Origin of the sequence: Kistimonas asteriae, assembly GCF_018263925.1 — a bacterium.
GTDB lineage: Bacteria > Pseudomonadota > Gammaproteobacteria > Pseudomonadales > Endozoicomonadaceae > Kistimonas > Kistimonas asteriae.
The window spans coordinates 287,422-311,148 of record NZ_JAEVHF010000002.1; the positions used below are offsets into that span (position 1 = coordinate 287,422).

Sequence of the window (23,727 nt, forward strand, 5' to 3'; positions counted from 1 at the left end):
CCTGAGTGATCAGGCCGTCGTATCGGGTTTTTACTGTTGTTGTTCCAGTAGGCTCAGGAAGAAGGCATATTCCAATGCGAGTTCTTTCTGCTGCTGGTAACGCCCTGATGCGCCGCCATGACCGGCTTCCATGTTGGTATAGAACAACAGTTTATTGTCGTCTGTTTTGTATTCGCGCAGTTTTGCCACCCATTTGGCCGGCTCAAAGTACTGTACCTGTGAGTCGTGCAGGCCCGTCGTCACCAGCATATTAGGATAATTCTGACGTTTGATATTGTCATAGGGTGAGTAAGACAACATGTAATCGTAGTCTGTCTTGTTGTTGGGATTACCCCATTCATCATACTCGTTGGTTGTCAGTGGCAGGCTTTCATCCAGCATGGTTGTCACCACATCGACAAAAGGTACATCAGCGTTGATGCCCAGGTAGAGTTCCGGTGCCATATTCACGACAGCCCCCATCAACAGGCCGCCGGCGCTGCCTCCGGAAGCGAACACCTTGTTTTTATCGGCATACTTCTGCGTTACGAGTGCACGGGTCACATCAATGAAGTCGGTAAAGCTGTTACGTTTTTGCTGCTGTCGACCGGCTTCATACCAGGGGCGTCCCAGCATCTGGCCGCCACGCACATGGGCGATGGCGTAGACAAAGCCACGATCCAGCAGGGAGAGACGGTTGGCGGAGAAATAGGGTTCAATGGTGTAACCGTAAGCGCCATAGCCGTACTGATAGAGAGGATTGGTGCCGTCTTTGCAGAATCGGTCTTTGCGCCATACCAGTGACACGGGAATCTCCGTGTCATCCGCCGCTTTAACGAACAGTCGTTCACTGGCGTAATCGGATGTGTTGAACCCGCCGGGAATCTCTTTCTGCTTCAATTGTTCCCGTTCGCCAGTGATCAGGTCGTATTCGTAGATGGTATCCGGCGTTGTCATGGAGCTGTACCAGATACGGACACTCGGTGCGTCCACTGACGGGTTGGCCGAGAAATGGGCGACAAACACGGGGTCGTCAAACGACAGTGGATGTTCTTTGCCGGTACTTTGCTGAATCACCCGAATACGGGTGATCCCGTTTTCTTTTTCATTGAGTACCAGCGCATCGTTGAATAACAGGTAATCTTCCAGGTACACGTGTTCCCGGTGGGGAATCACTTCCTGCCAGGCGGATTTATCGGCACTCTGGGCTGCTTGAACCTTCATCAGGCGGAAGTTGGTGGCTTGCCAGTTGGTGCGGATGTAATACCAGTCATCCAGCTTGGCAATGTCGTATTCATGATCAGCTTCCCTGGAAAGGAAGGGCGTGAAATCCCCCTCTGGTGTTGCAGCATCCAGCAGCGAGACAGCGCATTGCGTGGTGCTGTCGTGGGTGATCAACAGCGTGCTGTCATCACGGGTACGATCAATGCCGGTATAGAAGCTTTTGTCCTGCTCTTCGTAAACAAGAACATCATCCTTCTGTTCCGTGCCCAGTGTATGTCGGAATACCTGGTAGCCGAGCAGTGTCTGCGTATCCTGGCGGATATAAAACACGGTACGGTTGTCAGCGGCCCAAACAACGTCTCCTGTCGTTTGTTCCAGACGGTCGGGCAACCGCTCACCGGATTCAATATGTTTGAAATGAACGGTATAGATACGGCGGCCTACCGTATCTTCACTCCAGGCCAGCAACTGGTTGTCCAGGCTGACATCCATATCGCCGATACTGAAAAACTCGTGGCCTTCGGCCAGCGTGTTGCCGTCCAGCAGGATCTCGTCGGGGTTGTCGAGTGTTTCTGCTTTTCTTGCATGAACGGGGTATTCATCATCGCCACTATAACGGGTGTAGTACCAGTAACCGTTATCCAGTACAGGCACCGTTGAATCATCTTTCTTGATACGGCCAATCAGTTCCTGATACAGGGATTCACGCAGCGGCGTATAGGGCGCCATAACCGCATCGGTATAGTCATTTTCTGCCTTCAACCAGGACAGGATTTCAGGATCTTCACGACTATCGTCGCGTAGCCAATAGTAGTCGTCAGTCCGTTGATGGTCATGATATTCCAGTATGTAGGGCTGCTTTCTGGCAAAGGGAGGCTTGATCATCAGAAGTGTCCGGTTTTCGGCAATTCGCGGTTCATGATGCCATTGAATCGGTCAGCTGGCGTCGGCAGCGGATGATTGATAAGGCATAAAACGGTCATCAGATACTGCAATAGTCGTTTCATTGGGTAAGATAACGCAAGAACAATTATTCAATAGCAGTATCAGGCATGATGAAAATAATAAAAGACGCCTTGTCACCATTCCCGCAAACGGGTCAGCTGAGCACCTCTTGCCAGATGAACCGGCTTATACAGTCTGAAGGCAGCCTCAATACCCGTGGAGGTGGCGCATGATCCGGTATGCAATGACAGTTATAGCCATGCTGTTATCAACGGTGGTGTACAGCGCCATCGAACGGGATATCAACGACAAGAATATCGCCGCGATTGTCGGCGGCGAAGTGATTACCACGGTTGCGTTGGATGTGTTTTATCAACAGGCCAAACCGGGCGATTTTCGGACAACACGGGAAAGCGTGCTTCGGGATCTGATCGATAATCGATTGCTGGCTCACTGGCGAGAAAGTAGCGGGTTGGTCACAGAAGAGAACCCCGTTGGGTTCTCTTCGGACGTCGCAGTTGCTGATCAATTAAATGGTCTTGTGCGTCAATACTGGCGCGAGCCACTTGAGCGCTGGATCAGGGAACAGCCTGGGGGTATTGCGGGTTTTATTCAGGAAGAGTCCATTCCCTCGCAGAACAACCTGACTGATTTAATGAACAACAAAAGTCCTGTGTCGTTTGATGCGACAGCACGCCAATTGGAGATTTTCAATCAAACCATACTGCTAACGTATCGTGTGCCTGGGCGAAAGACTGAAACGATCACCCTGCGTGATATTTATGATCGTCAGAATGTGCAGGGGCGCATTCAGTTGAGTCGGGCGAACCCCGCCTATCTTGCCGGACAGGTTGAGCAGTTGCTGGGGCATCGGGTTGTTGCGTATTGGGCAGAGGCGCATACCGGTCTGACAACCGCTGACCTGCAATCCATGAAAAGGGTGCTGATCGATCGACGGGAGCGTGAGACTGTGCTCAAGCGCTTGGGCTTGTTTAATGTCATGCACAGCAGTAACCCTGTGCTGCGACAGTTGGCTGATGCGGTGTCGCAACAGGAAGTGACAGCGTACTACCGTAATAACAAAAAACAGTTCAGCAGACTGACAGCCGTCAAAGCCTTTCACATACAACTGGATAGCCAGAAAAAGGCTGATGACGTCTATGCGCAGTTGCTGGAGGGATTAACGTTTTCTGAGGCGGTCAAACAGCATTCCATGGCGGATGACCGTATCGGGGATGAACCCGGCAGCCTGGGCTGGATGGCCAGAACAGATAAAGCGCCTGACTGGTTGGAATCCATGGCATTCATGCAGAAGCCAGACATACCGTCTCGTCCAGTCAGACGCCCGGTGAAGGCCGGGGAGCCAGCAGTCTGGGAAATTATCCTGGTGACGGAGCAGAAGAAAGGTTTCTATCGGGAAGACAGTGAAACGGTGCGTTACCTCGCGTCCCGGCAGATTGCCCTTGAGAAGGCCAAAACACAGTTTGCACAGTTAAAAGAGCGGCTACGCAAAGATGTGCCTGTGCATATCAATCCTGACTATATCGGGGTGTTCTGATGGTTGTTCAGAAAAAAGGGATCGCCATTGTCGTCAGCAGCCTCCTGACACTTGCCACTGTTGTGTGGGTCTTCAGTGATAACGCGCAAAACCCGGGGCTGCAAAAAAAATCGCTGTCTGAGATCGAGACGCCCGGTGATTCGGAGGAAGTGAATCAACAGGCTGTGCCAATAGAGTCAAACACTGGTGCTGAAAAGCCGGCGCCCCGGAAACCGGATAGAGAAAGTGTCGCCAGCATAGCCAGTAAGCCGGACTTTGACGCTGACGCGATTCGTTCGTTCAGAGATTCATTGAGGTATGGCGATGAACGTGCGCCTTCTGTCGCAGAATATCAACCCAGGGTGTTGCCTTCTGCGGCAGAACGGAATGATCCGGAGCGCTATCAGTCTTATGAGGCTCGTCAGGAAGAACAGTTGAAGTTGGCATTCGTCATTGCCGCGGAAGATAAAATCACAACCATGGAGGCCGCGATTGAGAGAGCCAAAGCGGAAGGTCTGGACAAAGAACAGCTGGATGAAGGTATTCGTAAACTGGAAGGTATTCGTGCGATGAAACAACAGCTGGAACAGGAAATGGGCATCGACAAAAACGGTGGTAACCCAAACCCCTGACAGGTTGGGTTATCGCCGTTCAAATGACGTTATTCGTGTAACACGCGGTTTCAGCTGATCTTTCGTGTCCGACGTTTGTTGTCTATAGCCACAAAGACAAAATTGCCTTCCGTGACCTTATGCTCTTCATCCGCTACTGGATTCCGTGTCCAGGCCTCAACCTGCACCTGAATGGAGCTGCGACCAGTGTCTGAAACGATGGTGTAGAAACTCACCACATCGCCCACTTCAATGGGGCGCATGAACACCAGTTTGTCGATGGCGACCGTGGCAACCCGGCCATGAGCGACCTGTCGTGCACTCATTTCAGCCGCGAGATCCATCTGCGAGACAACCCAGCCGCCGAATATATCGTTATCCGGGTTAGTGTCCCGTGGCATGGCCTGAACCCGCAGGGACAGTTCCCCTTCAGGGTGTGGCAGGTGATCGGTTCTCAATGTTTCCATACCTTACTCCCTATTGGTAAACCTGTGATGGCAGCCAGGTGATGATACCCGGCCAGATGGCCATCAATGCCAGCAACAGCAGCTGGATCATAATAAACGGCGCAACCCCTTTATAAATATCAGTGGTAGCGACGCTGCCCGGCGCGACACCCCGCAGGTAGAACAACGCAAACCCGAACGGTGGCGTCAGGAATGAGGTCTGCAGGTTCACGGCAATCATGATGCCGAGCCAGATAGGATCCAGTCCCATGGCCAGCAGTACTGGCCCGACGATAGGAACGACAACAAAGGTGATCTCAATAAAATCGAGGATGAAGCCGAGCAGGAAGATCACCAGCATCACGATCAATGTTGCCGTAAAGACACCGCCCGGCATGCTCTCGAAAATGTGCTGAATCGCTTCATCACCACCGAAGCCACGAAATACCAGGGAGAACACGGATGCACCAATCAGGATCAAAAAGACCATGCAGGTGACTTCCGTGGTTGAACGAACCACTTCGCCAGTGCGTGCCAGCGAGAGCTGACCTTTGGTCAGAGCCAGCAGGGTGGCACCGAAGGCGCCGACGGCGGAGGCCTCTGTGGGCGTCGCGATACCGGCCATGATGGAACCCAGTACGGCAAAAATCAGCAGCAGTGGTGGTGCGAGACTCAGGAAGAGCGACCGGTTTGCGGTACTGCCATGATCGGATTCGGTAACGGGCGGTGAACTTTCTGGTTTCAGCCAGGCCATCAGGACCAGCCAGGCAATATAGAGGCACACCAGAATGAGCCCGGGAATCATGGCGCCGACAAAGAGGTCCCCAACAGAAACGGTCTTGGGTGAAAAGATACCCATGTCCAGCTGGGCCTGTTGATAAGCTGTGGACATGACATCGCCGAGCAGCACCAGCGCGATGGAGGGCGGAATGATCTGCCCCAGTGTGCCGGTGGCGCAGATGGTGCCGGTCGCCAGTTTCGGGTCATAACCCCGTTTCAGCATGGTGGGCAGGGAAAGCAGTCCCATAGTCACGACGGTGGCGCCACAGATTCCGGTGCTGGCAGCCAGCAGCATGCCGACCAAGGTAACGGAGATGCCCAGTCCGCCACGTACCCGACCGAACAGACGGGCCATACCTTCCAGCAGATCTTCGGCGACACGGGATTTTTCCAGCATGACGCCCATCAGGACAAACAGCGGTACTGCCATCAGGGTCTGGTTGGTCATGATACCGAACAAGCGGTTGGGCAGGGCCTGCAGGAAGGCCACATCAAAGACACCGGTAGCTGTACCCAGGGCGGCGAACGCCAGCGCGGTGCCTCCCAGGGAAAAGGCAACCGGATAACCGGCCAGCAATACCAGGCAGACCACCAGGAACATCAGCAGGGGAATCCATTCGCTCATGCGGTCTCCCGGGGTAGATTTTCAGCGTCTGCGGGCGGGGTGTCATGACCGGTGAGAATCAGCAGGTTGCGCAATGCTTCGGCAACCCCCTGCAGGATCAGTGTGACCGTCAGCACCAGGATCAGGCTTTTCAACAGGTAGAGTGCCGGTAGCCCACCGGCTTCCTGTGAAGTTTCCCGTATCGCCCAGGATTGGCTGACATATTCCCAGCTCATCACGCCGATCAATACGCAGACCGGAAGCAACAGAAACAGGCTACCCAAGGCATTGACCAGTGCCTGACGGCGTGGTGAGAAACGACGGTAAAAGATATCAACCCGGACATGGCCGTTATGCTTGAGCGTCCAGGCGCAGGCGGAAAGGAAAATAATCGTGTGAATCCAGGTGGCGGATTCCTGCAGGGCAATCGAACCCTGGTTCAACAGGTAACGCAGCAGGACAACCGTACAGACAACCAGCATCAGCAGCAGGTTGAGCCAGGCAACAGTGCGGCCAGTTTTCTCGGTAAAGTGGTCGATCCCCTTTACCAGACTGCGGGTCAGGCGCACGCAGGTGTTCATGTAGCCCCCTGTTATTATTGTTATTGGAGGATTATACCGAAACCCTCACGCTAGAGGCACCCGTTTGCGTGTCATGATTCTGTAATAACCCTTACATATATTCGTCATATATCCGCCGGATACTGATACGCGAAGATTACGAGTACCCCTAGCGGTTGATAAGAACACGAGACACAGGAGAAAAGAATAATGAAACTGAAAAGTCTTGCGACAGCCCTGGCGCTGACCGCCGGCGTTGCCCTGACCGCCCAGGCTGCACCCAAAGTCGACGGGAATCTGCCAGAGTACAACAAGTCCAGCGGCGTATCCGGTAACCTGTCCAGCGTCGGTTCCGACACCCTGGCGAACCTGATGACCCTGTGGGCGGAAGGCTTCAAGCGAGAATATCCCAACGTTAATATCCAGATCCAGGCTGCGGGTTCTTCCACTGCACCGCCGGCACTGACTGAAGGCACCTCCAACCTGGGCCCCATGAGTCGCAAGATGAAGGACAAGGAACTGGAAGCCTTCGAGAAGAGGCACGGCTACAAGCCTGTTGCTATTCCGGTCGCTATCGATGCCCTGGCGGTCTTCGTCAACAAGGATAATCCGATCCAGGGACTGACCATGTCTCAGGTGGACGCTATCTTCTCCTCGACCCGCAAGTGCGGCAAAGATGGCGCCATTAAGGACTGGGGCGATACCGGACTTAACGGTCCCTGGGGAAGCCGTGATATCCAGCTGTACGGCCGTAACTCCGTATCCGGCACCTATGGCTACTTCAAGAAAAAGGCGCTCTGTAAGGGTGACTTCAAGAACAACGTGAATGAGCAGCCGGGTTCAGCCTCTGTTGTGCAGTCCATCAGCGCGTCTGTGAACGGAATCGGTTACTCCGGTATTGGTTACAAGACCTCCAGCGTCCGGACTGTACCGCTGGCGAAGAAACCGGGTCAGCCTTTCGTTGACGCGACAGCTGACAATGCCGTGACGGGTGAGTATCCACTGTCCCGTTTTCTCTATGTGTACGTGAACAAGCAGCCTAACAAGCCGCTGACTCCGCTGGAGCGTGAGTTTGTGAAGATGGTGCTGTCCAAGCAGGGCCAGGAAGTGGTTGTGAAGGATGGTTATATCCCGCTGCCGAGCAAGGTGGTTCAGAAGACGCTGAAGCAGCTGGAGATTCTCTAACGTTAAGCTGCCGTAGCAATAAAAAAGGCGGGCATTGCTCGCCTTTTTTATTGCTTGTTCAAATAGGTAACTGGCATTTTGTGAAAGCAGATCATCACTTGCAGATTAGGGGCTTCAGCGATCCACTTAGAACATGTTGTGCACTCTGCGGCTTCCGATGCATGTTTTCTATCAGGGATAGTGGTTAAAGATGAGGTGTTATGGTTATTACGATTATGTTTTTTGAACTCCATATAATCTCTAATGGTTACATTGCACAATGTACACAATAAAGTCCCATCAGGAATATGAGTAAGGGAGTGGGGTCTCAGTAAGCCGATAGTTGGGGCTTTCAGTGAGCAATGAGAACATTGGTAAGGCAAATTAAATTCATTGGTTTTAATGACCTTGAATTCCCTCTGATTTTGAATAGTGCCTTCTGATATGGCGCCTGATGTAGGTGTTAGATCAGTCGGTTCTGCCGCAGAGGCTTCTGTGTTCTGTTTAGTCTTGTGTTGTCTGGGAATACTTGAAGAAGACGCTGCTATGGGCGTAGTTACAACCTGACGCTGATAGACGGCGATAGAAACATCAATATCCCGTACAAAAGGGCTGTTGTTAGGATCTGATGAAGGGCTTCCTTTAAGAAGCGCACTAATCGTAGGATAAGGTGAGTACCGTGTTGCTTCCGCACTGTGCCGTGGCCGGTAAACAGGGATATTGAGAATCGTCCGTTCCATGATTTGTAGGTCCTTGTATCGAAACATCATGTGAGTCTGTCAGCTCTAATTGACTTTGGATTTGGATCTGGGTTCATTGCATTTTGTACAGTTTCACTGACATTAGGTGGTAGACAATAAGGCTGCCGTTTATTCCGTGCTGGCTAAAGATCAAAGGCTGATCGCCGTTTGTAATATTTCTGTCACACAGTCTGGTTACCTTACGCTCATAACAAAAACCGGACTTGGTCATGAACGAACAAGGCATAGCAGCAGCGCCTGAGCTTCACTTCGATACCCCGGCCCTGAAGCGTTACGGGAATCGTCGGCGACTCAAGGATAAAGCGGCGCGATGGGGGATCGCCACCGGCGGCATTGGCATTATTGTCGCGATCCTGTTGATCTTTATTTATCTGCTGTATGAAGTGGCACCCCTATTCCGTTCGGCGGAGATGCAGCGTGAAGCCAGCTATATGTTGCCGGTAGCGCCGTCAAAACAGGCTTCTGAAGTTCTCTACCTGACCATGGAAGAACAGGCCGAACAGGGCCTGCGGGTGATGGCTGATGGTCAGGCGGTGTTCTTTGATACCCGTTCAGGCAACCAGACGCGGGCATTTAACCTGCCGTTGCCTGAAGGCGTGACCATCTCCTCCATCGGCACCGCGGATCCGGCCAGCCATTTGATGGTGGCGGGGCTCTCCAATGGTGATGCCATTGTTTTCAAGCATGACTACCGCATTACCTGGCCGAATGACCAGCGGGTGATTACGCCTGCGATTGTTTACCCCTATGGCGAAACGCCCATCACCCTTGCTGAGAGCGGCAAGCCCGTGACAGAAGCCGCCATTCATGACAGTGACGAACAGTTGCTGTTGGTGGGAAGCAGTGGTCAACGGCTCTTCATGAAAGCGTTTACCAAGGAAGAAGATTTCCTCACTGAAGAGATTACCCTGGAAGAACAGCGTGTGGATTTACCTGCGGTGGCAGGTGAGGTCAAAAAGCTGCTGATTGATACCGACCAGCAGTGGCTTTATGTCGTCAATGGCAATGACAGTCTGTCTCTATTTTCCATCCGCAACATTCACCAGCCAGAACTCATGGATACCATTGATCTGACCGAGGGCACCGCCACGGTGACGGCGGCAGAGTTCCTGTTGGGTGGCATCTCCCTGTTGATCGGTGACAGCCAGGGACATATCAGTCAATGGTTCCTGGTGCGTGATGCGGAAGGCAAACAACAGCTGACTCGCATTCGTGATTTCCAGCTGGGGGATCATCCTGTCACTAGCATTGCGTCTGAACATCGTCGTAAGGGCTTTCTGGCCGTGGATGCGACCGGAACGGCAGGCCTGTTCAATACGACGTCCAGCCGCACACTATTGACGTTGCCGGTAGCGGATACCGCGATCAATACCCTGGGCATGTCGCCCCGGGGCAATGCATTGCTGATGCTTTCGCCCAGTGGTATTGAGTTCTGGCGCGTAGAGAATGAACACCCGGAAGTCTCCTGGTCCGCCCTGTGGGAGAAGGTCTGGTATGAATCCTACGAGCAGCCGGAATATATCTGGCAGTCGTCGGCTTCCAATAATGACTTTGAACCCAAACTGAGTTTGATGCCGCTGGCTTTCGGCACCTTGAAGGCAGCCTTCTACGCCATGCTGCTGGCGGCACCTTTGGCGATCTGCGGTGCGATCTATACGGCTTACTTCATGGCGCCGGGTCTGCGTCGTAAGGTGAAGCCGGTGATTGAACTGATGGAAGCGCTGCCCACCGTTATTCTCGGTTTCCTGGCCGGTCTCTGGCTGGCGCCGTTTGTCGAGAATAACCTGGCGGGGATTTTCGCGCTGCTTCTGATCGTACCGTTTGCGGTGCTGGGTTTTGCCTTTTGCTGGGATCGCTTACCCATTGAACTACGCAGCAGGGTGCCTGATGGCTGGCAGCCGCTGATTCTGGTGCCCGTTATTTTGCTGGCGGGTTGGGCCGCACTTGGCGCCAGCGGCACGCTTGAGCACCTGTTCTTTGGTGGGGACATGCGTGCCTGGATCACTAAAGACCTGGGGATTGCCTACGATCAGCGCAACGCTATGGTCGTCGGACTGGCGATGGGCTTTGCTGTCATTCCCACCATTTTCTCCATTGCGGAAGACGCCATTTTCAGTGTGCCCAAGCACTTGACTTACGGTTCTCTGGCCTTGGGCGCGACGCCGTGGCAGACCTTGACCCGTGTCGTACTGTTGACCGCCAGCCCCGGTATTTTCTCGGCCTTGATGATCGGCATGGGCCGGGCGGTCGGTGAAACCATGATCGTTCTGATGGCGACAGGTAATACGCCCATCATGGACGCCAATATCTTTGAGGGTATGCGCACACTCGCCGCCAATATCGCGGTGGAGATGCCGGAGTCCGAGGTCGGCAGCAGCCATTTCCGGATTCTGTTCCTGGCGGCATTGACCCTGTTCCTGTTCACCTTTCTCGTGAACACGATGGCGGAGTTGGTGCGACACCGCCTCAGAACCAAATACAGCTCCCTGTGATAACCGCAGTACAAGAATAGGCAGGCAGAGAGAATGCGAACAACAGTCGGCAAATGGTTTCAGGGGGGCTCGCCCTGGGTCTGGCTTAACGCCGGGGCGGTGGCGATCAGTCTGGTGATGGTGGTCGGGCTTCTGGCCCTGATTGCGGTAAGAGGTTTGGGGCATTTCTGGCCGTCAGCGATTGTGGCGGCGGATTATCGGGTGCCCGGCCAGGAAAGCCGTCAGGTACTGGGGCAGCTGGCGGATTCGGAAGCCGTTTCCGGTGAGCGTTTGCGTGATGCCGGGCTGCCGCTGGATCCTTCACTGGACATGGTTGAGCGTAGCCTGGTCAAGGTTGGCAACCGGGATGTTACAGGTAGCGATTTCGCCTGGGTGGTCGAACCCTGGTTGCAGGATACGCGTTACCCTGAGAATGCGATGGCGGTTGAGCGTCGGGAATGGGGTAATTTTTACGGTTACCTCAAAGCGGTACGGGAAGCGGATACAACCGTGGCGACCGGTGATGAGGCCTGGGATATGTTCCAGCAGCGGATTGCACGGGCGCTGGCTATCCACGACCTGATTTACCAGATTGAGAAACACGACATTGGAAGCATCAATGCCCGACTCGAACGGTTGCGTCTGAAAGAGCGCGGCCTGGAGCTGAAGGGTAAGACGACGCCTGCCGTGCTGGCCGGCATTCAGGCCGAGCGAGCTGCGCTTGATGCTGAGTACAAGGTACTTGAGCAGCAGCTTGGTGAATTGTATGTGGCCTTTAATCGTGACAGCGCGGTCGCTGAAACGGCGAATGGGCAGGAAGTCACCCTGTCGATGGGCAAGGTGGTTCGGGCTTATCGCCCCAATGCCATGGGGCTGGTGGATAAACTGGCATTCTATGGCGACAAACTCTGGGAGTTCGTCAGTGACGATCCGCGGGAAGCCAATACCGAGGGTGGGATTTTCCCGGCGATTTTCGGTACGGTGATGATGGTGATCCTGATGTCCATCATCGTGACGCCGTTCGGTGTGATCGCCGCCGTTTACCTTAGAGAATATGCCGGACAGGGGTTCATGACCCGCTCCATCCGCATTGCGGTAAACAACCTGGCCGGGGTGCCTTCCATTGTGTACGGCGTCTTTGGCCTGGGTTTCTTTGTGTATTTCCTTGGGGGGCAGCTGGATCAGCTGTTCTTCCCGGAGGCACTGCCGGCGCCAACCTTCGGTACGCCCGGTCTGATGTGGGCGGCGATTACGCTGGCGCTGTTGACGCTGCCAGTGGTGATCGTGGCCACGGAAGAAGGTTTGTCACGTATTCCGCGTTCCGTGCGTGAGGGCAGCCTGGCGCTGGGAGCGACCAAGGCGGAAACCCTCTGGCGGGTCGTCCTGCCAATGGCCAGCCCGGCGATGATGACCGGATTGATTCTAGCTGTCGCCCGTGCGGCCGGTGAAGTCGCACCTTTGATGCTGGTGGGGGTGGTCAAGCTCGCACCGAGCCTGCCGCTGGACGGTAACTATCCGTTCCTGCACCTTGATCAGAAATTTATGCATTTGGGCTTCCACATCTATGATGTCGGTTTCCAGAGCCCGAATGTTGAGGCGGCCCGTCCGCTGGTGTACGCCACGGCACTGTTGCTGGTGATCGTGATTGCGGTACTGAATCTGTCGGCTGTGGCAATCCGTAACAGCCTGCGCGAAAAATATAAAACGCTGGAAGTCTAACCGGCGATAATCTGTTTCGAATGGAATGGTGACAAGATGAGCGAGACACTGGCAGTAGCCCCTGAAACGCGCACAGCTCCTGAAGCGAAGCCGGTGGCGCCGGGTGTTGACGAACCCCAGGCGCGGACGCACAGCATCGACATGGACAGCCTTGGTCGTGGTATGCGTAAGCTGCGACTTGAAGAAGAGGAAACCTGCCTCGATATCCAGAACCTGAATCTGTTTTACGGTGAGAAGCAGGCGCTTTACGACATCAGCCTGACGATACCCAAGAAACGGGTGACGGCGTTCATCGGACCGTCAGGCTGTGGTAAGTCAACCTTGTTGCGTAGCCTGAACAGGATGAATGATCTGGTGGATGGCTGTCGTGTTAACGGCAAGATCCTGCTGGAAGGTCAGGAGATCTATGGCAAGCGGGTTGAGGTGTCGGACCTGCGCCGTCGGGTTGGCATGGTGTTCCAGAAGCCAAACCCGTTTCCCAAGAGTATCTACGAGAATGTCGCTTACGGTCTCCGTATTCAGGGGATCAACAAAAAGCGGACACTGGATGAAGTGGTGGAGTGGTCGCTGAAAGGCGCGGCCCTCTGGGATGAAGTGAAAGACCGTCTGCATGAAAGCGCCCTCGGCATGTCCGGCGGTCAGCAGCAGCGGCTGGTCATTGCCCGAACCATTGCAGTGGAGCCGGAAGTACTGTTACTGGATGAACCGGCATCAGCACTGGACCCGATTTCCACACTGAAGATTGAAGAACTGATCAACGAGCTCAAGAGTCGCTACACCATCGTCATCGTGACGCATAATATGCAACAGGCTGCGCGGGTATCCGACTATACCTCGTTCCTCTACATGGGGCAGCAGATCGAATTTGGCGACACGGATACCGTATTCACCAACCCGACGCAGAAAAAGACCGAAGATTACATCACCGGTCGCTATGGCTAATGCGTGTCGTGTATGAATTGAGCAGGCTGAGGAAAACAGAAAATGCCGATTGAAACTAAATCCGATGAGATTACTCATCATATCTCCCAGCAGTTCAATAATGATCTGGATGAACTGCGTAACCAGTTGCTGGCCATGGGCGGCGCGGTAGAGAAGCAGGTGTCAGATGCGATTCGTGCGCTGATTGATGCAGACAGTGAGCTGGGCTTGTCTGTCCGTGAAAAGGACACCGACATTAATTACATGGAGGTGTCCATCGACGAGAATGTCTCACGGGTACTGGCCCGTCGTCAGCCGGCGGCCAGTGACCTGCGTCTAGTGATCGCCTGTACCAAGGCGGCGACTGACCTGGAGCGTATCGGTGATGAAGCGTCCAAGATCGCCCGCTTTGGTATCAGCCTGAGCGAGCAGGGCGAGGCGCCGCGCGGCTATGTGGAAGCACGGCATATCGGTTCCCATGTCCGTAAGATGGTACAGGATGCGTTGAATGCCTTTGCCCGCTTTGACGCAGATATGGCGCTGGCGGTAGTGCAGGAAGACAAGTCCGTAGACCGGGAATACAAATCTGCCATGCGCGAGCTGGTGACTTATATGATGGAAGATCCCCGTTCTATTACCCGGGTGCTCAACATCATGTGGGTATTGCGCTCACTTGAGCGAATTGGTGACCATGCTCGTAATATCGCGGAATACGTGATTTACCTGGTGAAAGGTACGGATGTCCGGCACATTGGCATCAAGCGGATGAAGGCCGAAGTGTTTGAAGATATTTAATCCAGTATCGTCACTTCTTCTAAAACGGCCTGCTTACCAGGCTGTTTGCTTATCTGCTACGACCGATACCTATACCTGCATGAGCATTTAGACGTGAGTCCCTCATAACAAACAAATCTGGAATACACTTTATAGAATGTAACCCGGAGATGTCCTTAGTACCGGTAAGGCCGACAGGATGTCTCTGATATGCAACGTGTTTCGGACAAACCATATAACTATAAGCTGAATGGACGAGGCGCAGAGCACCTTGATCCGTTGCTGGACTGCCTTGTTATTGTCACGCGGCTGCTGGGGCATCCTGTCAGCGCTGAAGCATTACAGCAGGGACTACCTTTACAGCAGAACTGTTTGAATGCGCCTTTGTTTATCCGTGCAGCCGAGCAGGCAGGGTTCTCTGCACGTTTAATAAAGACGCAGCTGCATGAAATCTCTCCGCTTGTTACCCCCGTTGTTTTATTGCTGAAAGACGGTCGTGCCTGTGTGATGACGGCGATTGATCGTGGTCGTAAAAAAGCACGGATTATCCAGCCGGAATCGGGAGAAGGGAGCCGTGATGTCACCTTTGCGCAGCTTGAGCATGAATACACAGGGCATGCATTTTTTATCCGCGAACAATACCGTTATGACGAACGGGCAGAGGCGAATCTGAATGTTCGCTCCCGCCATTGGTTCTGGGGAACACTGGTTCGTTCCTGGCGGATTTACCGGGATGTACTGCTGGCCTCTGCGTTGATCAACCTGTTTGCTGTCGTCAGCCCGCTGTTTGTGATGAATGTTTATGACCGAGTCGTACCCAATAATGCCATTGATACGCTCTGGGTGCTGGCGATTGGTGCACTGGTTGTATTCAGTTTTGATACGGTGATGAAACTGCTGCGGAGTCACTTTATTGATCTGGCCGGCAAAAAATCTGACATCCTGCTCTCATCGCGCATCTTTTCCCGTGTCATGGGCATGACGATGGCCAACCGGCCTCAGTCGGTTGGCGCCTTTGCACGTAAGTTGCAGGACTTTGAAAGTATTCGTGAATTTATCACCTCATCGACGGTGACAGCACTAGTGGATCTGCCTTTTGCTCTGCTGTTGTTGATGGTGATGGGTTTCATTGGGGGGCCGCTGATTACTGTCCCTCTGACCGGCATGGCACTGATTGCCCTCTATGGCCTGATGATTCAACGGCCGTTGGCCAAAACTATTGATAACACTGTCCGGGCATCAGGCCAGAAGAATGCCATGCTGATCGAGAGTCTTTCAGGGCTTGAGTCCATCCGTGCGGCGCGGGCCGAGGGTGAACTGCAGGGGCGCTGGGAAAAAAGTGTCGGTCATATTGCCCGCTGGAGTGCCCGCAGCAAGCTCCTGACAGCTTCAACCGGTGTGGTTGTGGGGTTTGTGCAACAGCTGGTGACGGTCGCGCTGATTGTGGCTGGCGTGTACTTGATTATGAAAGGCGAGTTAAGCATGGGGGGACTGATTGCTTCTGTGATGCTGGCTGGCCGCTGTCTGACGCCCATGGCGCAAATCGCTTCACTGTCGACCCGCTACAACCAGGCTCGTGCGGCGCTGACGGAACTGAATAATGTTATGCAGCAACCGCTTGAAAAGCCTGAGGAAAAACAGTTTGTCCACAGGTCGCGGCTACAGGGGCAGATTGCGTTTACCCATGTCTCTTTCCAATACCCAAAACAGCAGGGAAAAGCGCTGGATGATGTCAGCTTCTCCATCAGTCCGGGAGAAAAGGTCGGCATTATCGGTCGAAGCGGTTCTGGCAAGACGACGCTGAATCGCCTGTTGCTGGGGTTATATCAGTCGGCATCCGGCGCAGTACAGTTTGACGGCTTGGACAGTCGTCAGATTGATCCGTCCGATCTCCGCCGCAACATCGGTACGCTCCTGCAGGACAGCAGTCTGTTTTATGGCAGTGTCCGGGACAACATCACCATGGGCGCCGGATTTGTGGAAGATGCAGCCCTGCTGGGGGCTGCAGAAATTGCCGGGGTGATGGATTTCGTCCGGCATCACCCGGAAGGGTTGGAGATGCCGGTCGGGGAGCGGGGCGCCAACCTGTCTGGCGGGCAGCGGCAGTGTGTAGCGTTGGCTCGGGCGTTGATCACCGATCCACCGATCCTGCTGCTGGATGAGCCCTGCACCACGCTGGACAACACCAGTGAATACCTGGTCAGGCAGAGACTAAAGCAATATCTCCAGAGTAAGACGCTCATTATGGTCACGCACAAAGGGACGATGTTGGAGCTCGTTGATCGGTTGATCGTGCTGGATCATGGCAAGGTGATCGCTGATGGGCCGAAGCAGCAGGTGCTGCAGTCTTTGGCGGCCTCTGTACCACCGGCAGCGCAGGAGACTCGGTCATGATCAAGACACCTGCGCGGCCTGCAACCAAGTCCCGCAAGCCGGTTCCAAAGCGTAATACAAGGAATACCCGAAAGCCGAACGTGCGTCGGGATTCGGCAGACCTGCAGTATATGGCGGATATCCACGCGGCTCAGCTGCAGGATGCACCCGTCGGAGCACGCGCATTGCTGTGGTTGGGATTGGTCGCTGTGCTCGCCGTGCTCACGTGGATGGGATGGGCGCAACTCGATGAAATAACCCGTGGCAATGGCAAGGTGGTTCCCTCTTCACGATTGCAGGTGGTGCAGAACCTGGAAGGGGGCATACTGGATGCGATCTATGTGTCGGAAGGCGATCAGGTTGAAGTTGGCCAGACCTTGATGCACCTCGATGAAATTCGCTTTTCATCTTCCCTGCAGGAAGCGGAAGTAGAGTATTACAGTATTCTGGCAACGATCGCGCGCTTGCGGGCAGAAGCGGAGCAGCGACCGCTCATTTTCCCCCGGGCGCTGGACCGCTTCCCTGCTTCCAGGGATCGGGAGCAGGCGCTTTATCGTAGCCGTCGGCAGAGCCTGGAAACCAGCCTGACCATTGTTCAAGAGCAGACTGAGCAGCAGGAGCAGGCATTGCGAGCCCTGCGAAGCCGGCGCGCGCACCTGCAGAAGAGCTACGAGCTCAGTCGCAAGGAGTTGGAACTGACTCGCCCGATGGCTGAAAAGGGCGTGATCTCTGAAGTAGAACTGCTTCAGCTGAAGCAGAAAGTGAATGATCTACTTTCTGAGCTGCGCAATGCCGAACTGGATATGCCCCGGCTGAGCTCAACGTTGGAGGAAAACCGGGCACGAGAACGGGATGTGTTGCTGGATTTTCAGGAGCAGGCCCGCGAAACGCTGCGAGAGAACGAGATCCGGTTGGCGCGAATGACGGAATCCCGGAAATCCCTGCGTGACCAGGTGACCCGGCGACAGGTTAAGTCACTGGTCAAGGGTGTCATCAAGAAAGTCCATGTGAATACGATTGGTGGTGTCGTGCAGCCAGGCATGGATCTGGTGGAGATTGTTCCGTTGCAGGATCACCTGCTGGTTGAAACCATGATCGCACCCAAGGACATCGCCTTTCTGAGGAAGGAACTGGATGCGGTGGTCAAGCTGACCGCGTATGACTTCGCCATCTACGGCGGTCTCCAGGGGAAGGTTGATCACATCAGTGCGGATACGATTACCAATGAGCAGGGCGAGAGTTTTTATCTCGTTCGCATCCGCACCGATCGGAACTGGCTGGGAACGGCAGAAAAACCCTTGCACATTATTCCTGGCATGGTGGCCAGCGTGGATATCATCACCGGCAAGAAAACCGTGCTCGACTATCTTCTCAAGCCCGTGCTCAGGGCCAAGGCCAACGCACTCACCGAACGCTGAGCCGGATACGGTTCAGCTTTTATCGCCGCCGTCGATCTCTATTGCAATACGCATCAATGGGTCCTGAGTCCCCACCGCGCTTGAATGGTGGAGGGTCAGGCAAAGCCATGCTTCAGGGATTGGGGTGAACGATGGCCAGACAGATCGAATCGAAGGCCGGTTTTTCCGGCATCATCATGACGGTGGTCGGTGAGCTGAACATGCTGGGCAAGGATGGAGATATCCTGCCGCTGGTTCCCGGTGATCGTATTTACCCTGGGGATATGGTTCGGACGGGGCCGGAAAGTCTGGCCAGAATCAAACTGATGGATGGCGAGATCGTTGAACTCCAGAGCAACAGCCTGTTCAGTGCGGCCTTGCCTGGCGAGGGAATGCCAGAGCCTGATGCCACAGTGGCTGACCCTGCTCCTGTCTGGCAACCTGCTACCCCGAATCTGGCCAAGCCTGTGGCAAAGCAGCCTGTAAAAGAACCGGTTGCAGAGAACCCGTTCCGTGAATGGTGGGAAGAGGAGGACGACCTGCATCTGGAAGCCGTTCGCTTAGGGATGGATCAGTTCCGTGAGCAGGTTTCACCCAGTGTGCCTAACCCTCGATTGTCGGATTACAGCGGTCTGTCCGGTATCAGTGCTGGTGATGAGCAGGAAAACCTGCTGACCAGCCCGCTCTATTTTGACCTTTACAAGGATCAATCCATACCACCGGTTGTTGTGCCGCCAGTACTGGGTGTTTCACCATTGGTTTATCTGGACGTCACCAATGGAGTGAATCGTGATTATGCGGTGGCCTTCACGGAGGGGGATGCTGATGAAAGCGTCAGTGCTGCCAGCAATTGGATTCTTGAGGTGGATGATTATCCCACCGCAGGTGTCGACGAGTTGATGGCCAGTGCCACTGTCACGATCAGGACCCCGTTGACGGGAGACCAGCTGACAGTTAATACCGGAGGCCTGCCGTCTGGTATCACTGCCGTACTGAACAGCGGTGGCACACAGGTTACCCTGAGTGGCAGTGCGTCGGCCTCGGACTATGAAGAGGCGTTGAAACAGATCCGCTTCAGCAATACCAGTGAAAATCCGGTACCAGGTGCTGATACCAGCCGGGATGTTGAGATCGCTGTGGTGGTTTCTGATTCCCGCAGCCAGAACAGCGAGGAAGCGGTAACGACAGTTACCCTGACGGAAGATAATGATTTCTCAGTCGTGGATCTGTCGCTGGCTTTACCCGGCGATGGTTTCAGCGTCAACTTTATCGAGGCGGATGATGCCACTGGGACACCGGCGGATATCGACAGTGCCGCTGTTGCATTGGTGGATAACGACATTCAGATTACGGATGTTGATGATACCTTGCTGACGTCGGCAGTGATCCAGATCGTCAACGCCAGAGCAGAAGACCAGCTGCAAAGTATCGGGACACTGCCGGCCGGTATTGCCGCGGGCACCTACTTCTTTGATGCGATTACCGGTGTTGGAACGTTTGTTTTGTCAGCGGCTGCCGGTGCCTCTCTGGATGATTTTGAAACAGCATTACAAACCCTGCATTACACCAATACCAGTGATGCGCCAGATACAACGGCCAGAACGATTTCTATCGTCGTAACCGATGAAACAGCCTCTGCGGCGACATTCACCCCCTTCTCTCCACCGGATCTGACCCTGACGCCACTCGTCAACCAGTCCGTCGTTGTGGTACCCAGCGGCACGGCGGTGACCGATGTGACCGATGGCCTGCAGTTCAGTGCAACGGTGGAGATCCTGAATGGCATGACAGACGATGTGCTGGAATTTCCCGCCGGTACGACGCTGCCGAATGACATTACCGCAACCTATGATGCTGACACCTACGTCATGACGCTGATATCCCTGACCGGGTCTACGCCGGAGCAGTTCCAGACTGCACTGGAGTCCATCCTCTATGCCAGCAATGCGGATGCTGGCAGCTTTGATAATACTGACCGGAATATCCATATCACATTGATAGACAAATCGTTCAGTACACCGGTATCAACTACGGTCACGGTCATTCCGGTCAATGATCTGCCAGAATCGGCTGATAAGACCCAGGCCATGTTTGAAGATCAGGCGTTGATCTTCACGCCATCGGATACCGTGATTCTCAGTGGTTTCACCTTTGGCACCGGTCAGGACACACTGCTGGTAACAGAACTGCCGACAACGGGGCGCCTGTACATCGAATATGGGACGCACCAGGAAAACATCATTGCCGGACAGGCCATCAGCAAGACGCTGATTGATAACAACCAGTTCCGCTATGAGCCGGCAGGGCATACGGCCTATAACACCGATTTCAAATTCAGGTTGCTGGATGACCAGTTATACCTGCCGGATATCACGACGTTGCCCTCGAACTCAGAGACGATTACCTACACAACCACGGAACTGGATTTTGTGGATATCAATGGCGTGACGCAGGAGTTCATGCGCATCACCTCGCTGCCTGCTAATGGGCGGTTGTTCCTGTATGACACGGTCAATGACACGGAAACTGATGTCTCACTGGGTATGTTGATTCACCGGGATGATGTGGACGATACCAATGACCTGCGCTTGCGTTACACCGCAGATGACAGTGGTACGGTGTATCCCGGCTTTACCTACCAGCTGATGGATAACTCGGAAAGTATCAACACGATCACTGTGAGTGAGCCGGACTTCCTGTTCACGGATGTGGATGGTGACCGGATTGACCATATTCTGATTGAAACCCTGCCTGATGAAGGCCTGCTTTACATGGATTACGGCACGTCACAGGTGTCGGTGATTCCCGGGCAACAGATCAGCCGTACCGAGATCGAGCAGGGACTGTTGCGCTTTGCACCGGATGCCCATGAAGCCAATGTGGGCGCTAATCCGTATGCCAGTTTTACCTTCAAGGTGCATGATGGCACCGGCTATTCGGAGCAGACTCATACCTATACGATCAATGTCACCGCCCTGGTGGATGACCCGGAGAACAATGCCGTCTCTCTGACGGCTATTGTTGAAAACAGTGACTTCATCGATGGTACGGGAGCAGATTCGCTCGATAACTGGACCGGGAATGATGCGTCGGTTTCGGCGGGCGTAGTGACGATTAATCCCGGGGGCTTCATTGCCAAGAATGTGCCGGTTGCAACGACCGCACAGAAATATGTCCTGAACTTTGATTACACACCCAATGCGAGTGGTGAAACGCTGACGATTGGCTGGTTTGGTGATCCTAATCTCAGTATTACGCTTGCGGTCGGTGGATCTGATGGTAATGGGGGGACGATTACCGCCGGTGCCAATAATTCCATCCGGGTCGTGATGCCGTATGTGGAAGGCAGCTTTGGTGTGTCCCAGTTGCTGTTTACGGTGAACAATACCGGCGCTGGAGCGGTGACGGATGCGTATCAGCTGGATAACGTGCGGATGGTCGCTACGGCTAACGATATCTATACCGGCGCAGATATTCCGGTTGTCATTCCCAATCTTCTGACTACCGGCAGGACGACGTTTTTTGATGATCTGGATGGTTCCGAAGAGCAGGCAGTGATTATCTATGGTCTAGCCAATGGCGCCACGGTCTGGGATGGAAAGGGTAATTCGGCCACGTTTACGGGGTCAGACACGTATCCAGGTTCAACCGATTATCTGGAGCTGGTGAACGGCACCGGACCGGATGATCAGCCGTGGGATCTCTCCACGCTGCGTGTGACGCCACCGGCTGCGAGTACGGACAACATGGTGTTGACTGTTGTTGCCGGTGCAAACGAAGGGGCGACAGATCGTACGACAGACCTGTTGAACCCTTTACTGGCTATTGCCCAGGACAGTAACGCTGAAGGGCAGGTGGGGGAATATACCGTAAATCCGGCGCCCAATGGACAGCTGGGCGCTTATGCAGAAAACATCCTGATCACGGTGTCGCCGGTGAATACGGTCACCGGCACCAACGGGGATGAAATCATTGATGATGACACTACCAACGATGGTTCCAATCCGGCGCCCGTGAACACAACATCCGGTGATGACCTGATTAATACCGGTGGCGGGCTGGACCGCGTGACCGGTGGCGCTGGGAGTGACACGTATATTTTTAATTCCGGGAATCTATCCCGTACCACCATAACGGACTTTGTGATTGGCGGTAATCGGTTGGCCAATCCCGGTGCGGCCACGCTACCGGCCTCACAGGCTTTTGGCTGGACCTTTGATGGTGCGACGGATCTGGATGCCAGTGGTGGGTTTGTCATCAATATTGATGGCACAGATTACATGATTACGCAGGCAAATATGGGGGGCGCTGGCAGCTATAATGACGCGGCAGTTTTCGCGGCTGCAGTAAATGTCGCATTAACCAATGCCGGCTTGGGAGCCTCAGCGGCGGTATCAGCAGATACATCGACTGTTACTGTCACCAGTAACAGTGTCACGGCATCGGCGAAGATCACGATTTCCCCTGTCGTGGCGCTGGTACCCGCCTCCCAGGACTTCAATTTTATTTTTGATGGCGTCAATGTGCTGGATACCAGCGGCGCAACTGATTTTGTCATTTCCATTGATGGCACGGATCAGAACATTGCTCTGGCAGCAGACAGTTATACCGATGCCACTACCTTTATGACTGACCTTAATACGGCGTTAACGGGGCTGGGCGCCACGGCATCGGTGGTTGGTGGTACGACGGTCAGGGTCGCTAGTGGCAATAAAGGAGTTGGTGGCAGTATTGAGATTACGGCCAGTGGTTCAGCAGCAACCGCTTTGGCGAATGTTGAGCATGTTGGCAATGATGCGATCATCAGGGATGTCACGTCTTACATTGGGAGTAATTTTGTTGATGGTGTGACCGATACCATAGCTGTCAAAGTGGGTGCGACAACGACACAGCTGGATATCGGAAGCACGGCCCCGGCGGATGCTGCAGCCTTGGCGACGGCAATACAGACCGCTGCAGATGCCGCGACGCTCGGCATGACAGTCACTGAAGCCGGCGGTGAAATTACCATCACCCATACGGCTGCAACCGATAAAGTGGAACTCTCTGTCGCCACAGCACAGGCGCTGGGTGAACTTGATGTAGCCGGTATGAATAATGTTGATCTCCCCTCGAACCTGGTTGCCAGCCCCGCAGTGACCAGCCCCGGTGGCGCTTCTGAAACCCTCTGGTTCCAGGCGATGGATGCTGCCGCCGCCAGCAACCTGACCGAATATTTCGATATTGAAATTATTGATACCAACGGTAATGGTGCGATTGATGCCGGAGATAATCAGTCGGTCATTAAATTTAATAACAACGGCGGGGATGATTTCGGTCATGAAGTGGTGCTCGAAAACATCAACCTGTTGAATTTCGGTTCCACCAATGTGGAAATCCTCAATAATCTGATCGCTAATGGAAATATTGTAATTGGAGATATAACCTGATCTTGCATAACAGAATGAGGTTGATCTGAGAA

15 protein-coding genes are annotated in these 23,727 nt (G+C 54.0%); 10 read left to right on the top strand and 5 right to left on the bottom strand.

Translation table 11 applies throughout. The annotated features are described in order from the left end of the window. Positions 1–30: 30 nt before the first annotated feature. Positions 31–2,088 carry a S9 family peptidase gene (locus KHS78_RS03590; protein WP_211825183.1) on the bottom strand — a complete coding sequence of 686 codons (2,058 nt, stop codon included), beginning with the start codon at positions 2,086–2,088 and terminating at the stop codon, positions 31–33. A 289-nt stretch (positions 2,089–2,377) separates the two neighbouring features. On the opposite strand from KHS78_RS03590, the gene KHS78_RS03595 reads away from it, so the two are divergent. Next, the gene (locus KHS78_RS03595) at positions 2,378–3,706 is read left to right on the top strand and encodes a peptidylprolyl isomerase (protein ID WP_211825185.1); all 1,329 of its coding nucleotides are present in this window, start codon (positions 2,378–2,380) and stop codon (positions 3,704–3,706) included. Further along, complete coding sequence (locus KHS78_RS03600; protein WP_211825186.1) at positions 3,706–4,317, top strand: hypothetical protein; 612 nt, start codon at positions 3,706–3,708, stop codon at positions 4,315–4,317. Before KHS78_RS03595 ends, KHS78_RS03600 begins: the two co-directional genes overlap by 1 nt. Positions 4,318–4,367: 50 nt before the next feature. Here the strand turns inward: KHS78_RS03600 and KHS78_RS03605 are convergent, their stop codons facing one another. Genes KHS78_RS03605 through KHS78_RS03615 form a run of 3 tightly spaced genes read right to left on the bottom strand, consistent with a single transcriptional unit; the run spans position 4,368 to position 6,707 of the window. Further along, positions 4,368–4,763: an acyl-CoA thioesterase gene (locus tag KHS78_RS03605; protein ID WP_211825189.1), complete on the bottom strand. Its 396-nt coding sequence runs from the start codon at positions 4,761–4,763 to the stop codon at positions 4,368–4,370. Between the two features lie 10 nt (positions 4,764–4,773). Further along, positions 4,774–6,147 (bottom strand): TRAP transporter large permease, encoded by a 1,374-nt coding sequence (locus KHS78_RS03610; RefSeq protein ID WP_211825190.1) that lies wholly within the window; start codon positions 6,145–6,147, stop codon positions 4,774–4,776. Continuing rightward, a complete protein-coding gene (locus KHS78_RS03615) occupies positions 6,144–6,707 on the bottom strand; it encodes a TRAP transporter small permease subunit (protein WP_211825191.1) in 564 nt (187 codons plus the stop codon). Before KHS78_RS03615 ends, KHS78_RS03610 begins: the two co-directional genes overlap by 4 nt. Before the next feature lie 189 nt (positions 6,708–6,896). Between KHS78_RS03615 and KHS78_RS03620 the strand changes: the two genes are divergently transcribed. After that, complete coding sequence (locus KHS78_RS03620; protein WP_211825192.1) at positions 6,897–7,871, top strand: PstS family phosphate ABC transporter substrate-binding protein; 975 nt, start codon at positions 6,897–6,899, stop codon at positions 7,869–7,871. Between the two features lie 47 nt (positions 7,872–7,918). On the opposite strand, the gene KHS78_RS03625 is transcribed toward KHS78_RS03620, so the two are convergent. Next, entirely contained in the window at positions 7,919–8,590 is a 672-nt protein-coding gene (locus tag KHS78_RS03625) for a hypothetical protein (RefSeq protein WP_211825193.1), read from the bottom strand. Positions 8,591–8,820: 230 nt separating this feature from the next. Here KHS78_RS03625 and KHS78_RS03630 point away from each other — a divergent pair, with 230 nt between their 5' ends. The 7 genes from KHS78_RS03630 (at position 8,821) to KHS78_RS03660 (ending at position 23,695) form a co-directional block, all read left to right on the top strand. After that, positions 8,821–11,103 (top strand): ABC transporter permease subunit, encoded by a 2,283-nt coding sequence (locus tag KHS78_RS03630; RefSeq protein WP_211825194.1) that lies wholly within the window; start codon positions 8,821–8,823, stop codon positions 11,101–11,103. A 33-nt stretch (positions 11,104–11,136) separates the two neighbouring features. Beyond that, on the top strand, positions 11,137–12,801 hold the full coding sequence (pstA, locus tag KHS78_RS03635; RefSeq protein WP_211825195.1) for a phosphate ABC transporter permease PstA: 1,665 nt from the start codon (positions 11,137–11,139) through the stop codon (positions 12,799–12,801). Positions 12,802–12,963: 162 nt separating this feature from the next. Then, complete coding sequence (gene pstB / locus KHS78_RS03640) at positions 12,964–13,743, top strand: phosphate ABC transporter ATP-binding protein PstB (RefSeq protein ID WP_425513956.1); 780 nt, start codon at positions 12,964–12,966, stop codon at positions 13,741–13,743. A 42-nt stretch (positions 13,744–13,785) separates the two neighbouring features. Further along, positions 13,786–14,517: a phosphate signaling complex protein PhoU gene (phoU, locus tag KHS78_RS03645; RefSeq protein ID WP_211825197.1), complete on the top strand. Its 732-nt coding sequence runs from the start codon at positions 13,786–13,788 to the stop codon at positions 14,515–14,517. 189 nt (positions 14,518–14,706) lie between these two features. Next, entirely contained in the window at positions 14,707–16,890 is a 2,184-nt protein-coding gene (locus KHS78_RS03650; protein WP_211825199.1) for a type I secretion system permease/ATPase, read from the top strand. Beyond that, positions 16,887–18,287 (top strand): HlyD family type I secretion periplasmic adaptor subunit, encoded by a 1,401-nt coding sequence (locus tag KHS78_RS03655; protein ID WP_211825201.1) that lies wholly within the window; start codon positions 16,887–16,889, stop codon positions 18,285–18,287. The genes KHS78_RS03650 and KHS78_RS03655 overlap by 4 nt, the downstream gene beginning before the upstream one ends. A gap of 131 nt (positions 18,288–18,418) precedes the next feature. Beyond that, the gene (locus KHS78_RS03660) at positions 18,419–23,695 is read left to right on the top strand and encodes a hypothetical protein (protein WP_211825202.1); all 5,277 of its coding nucleotides are present in this window, start codon (positions 18,419–18,421) and stop codon (positions 23,693–23,695) included. Positions 23,696–23,727: the final 32 nt, after the last annotated feature.

Excerpts from the sequence above, each read along its gene's own strand:
- KHS78_RS03655 (WP_211825201.1), top strand. The coding sequence starts at position 16,887 with ATGATCAAGACACCTGCGCGGCCTGCAACCAAGTCCCGCAAGCCGGTT.
- KHS78_RS03625 (WP_211825193.1), bottom strand. The coding sequence starts at position 8,590 with ATGGAACGGACGATTCTCAATATCCCTGTTTACCGGCCACGGCACAGT.
- KHS78_RS03595 (WP_211825185.1), top strand. The coding sequence starts at position 2,378 with ATGATCCGGTATGCAATGACAGTTATAGCCATGCTGTTATCAACGGTG.
- KHS78_RS03590 (WP_211825183.1), bottom strand. The coding sequence starts at position 2,088 with ATGATCAAGCCTCCCTTTGCCAGAAAGCAGCCCTACATACTGGAATAT.
- phoU (WP_211825197.1), top strand. The coding sequence starts at position 13,786 with ATGCCGATTGAAACTAAATCCGATGAGATTACTCATCATATCTCCCAG.
- KHS78_RS03610 (WP_211825190.1), bottom strand. The coding sequence starts at position 6,147 with ATGAGCGAATGGATTCCCCTGCTGATGTTCCTGGTGGTCTGCCTGGTA.
- KHS78_RS03605 (WP_211825189.1), bottom strand. The coding sequence starts at position 4,763 with ATGGAAACATTGAGAACCGATCACCTGCCACACCCTGAAGGGGAACTG.
- KHS78_RS03620 (WP_211825192.1), top strand. The coding sequence starts at position 6,897 with ATGAAACTGAAAAGTCTTGCGACAGCCCTGGCGCTGACCGCCGGCGTT.
- KHS78_RS03660 (WP_211825202.1), top strand. The coding sequence starts at position 18,419 with ATGGCCAGACAGATCGAATCGAAGGCCGGTTTTTCCGGCATCATCATG.
- KHS78_RS03630 (WP_211825194.1), top strand. The coding sequence starts at position 8,821 with ATGAACGAACAAGGCATAGCAGCAGCGCCTGAGCTTCACTTCGATACC.
- pstB (WP_425513956.1), top strand. The coding sequence starts at position 12,964 with ATGCGTAAGCTGCGACTTGAAGAAGAGGAAACCTGCCTCGATATCCAG.
- KHS78_RS03615 (WP_211825191.1), bottom strand. The coding sequence starts at position 6,707 with ATGAACACCTGCGTGCGCCTGACCCGCAGTCTGGTAAAGGGGATCGAC.
- KHS78_RS03600 (WP_211825186.1), top strand. The coding sequence starts at position 3,706 with ATGGTTGTTCAGAAAAAAGGGATCGCCATTGTCGTCAGCAGCCTCCTG.
- pstA (WP_211825195.1), top strand. The coding sequence starts at position 11,137 with ATGCGAACAACAGTCGGCAAATGGTTTCAGGGGGGCTCGCCCTGGGTC.
- KHS78_RS03650 (WP_211825199.1), top strand. The coding sequence starts at position 14,707 with ATGCAACGTGTTTCGGACAAACCATATAACTATAAGCTGAATGGACGA.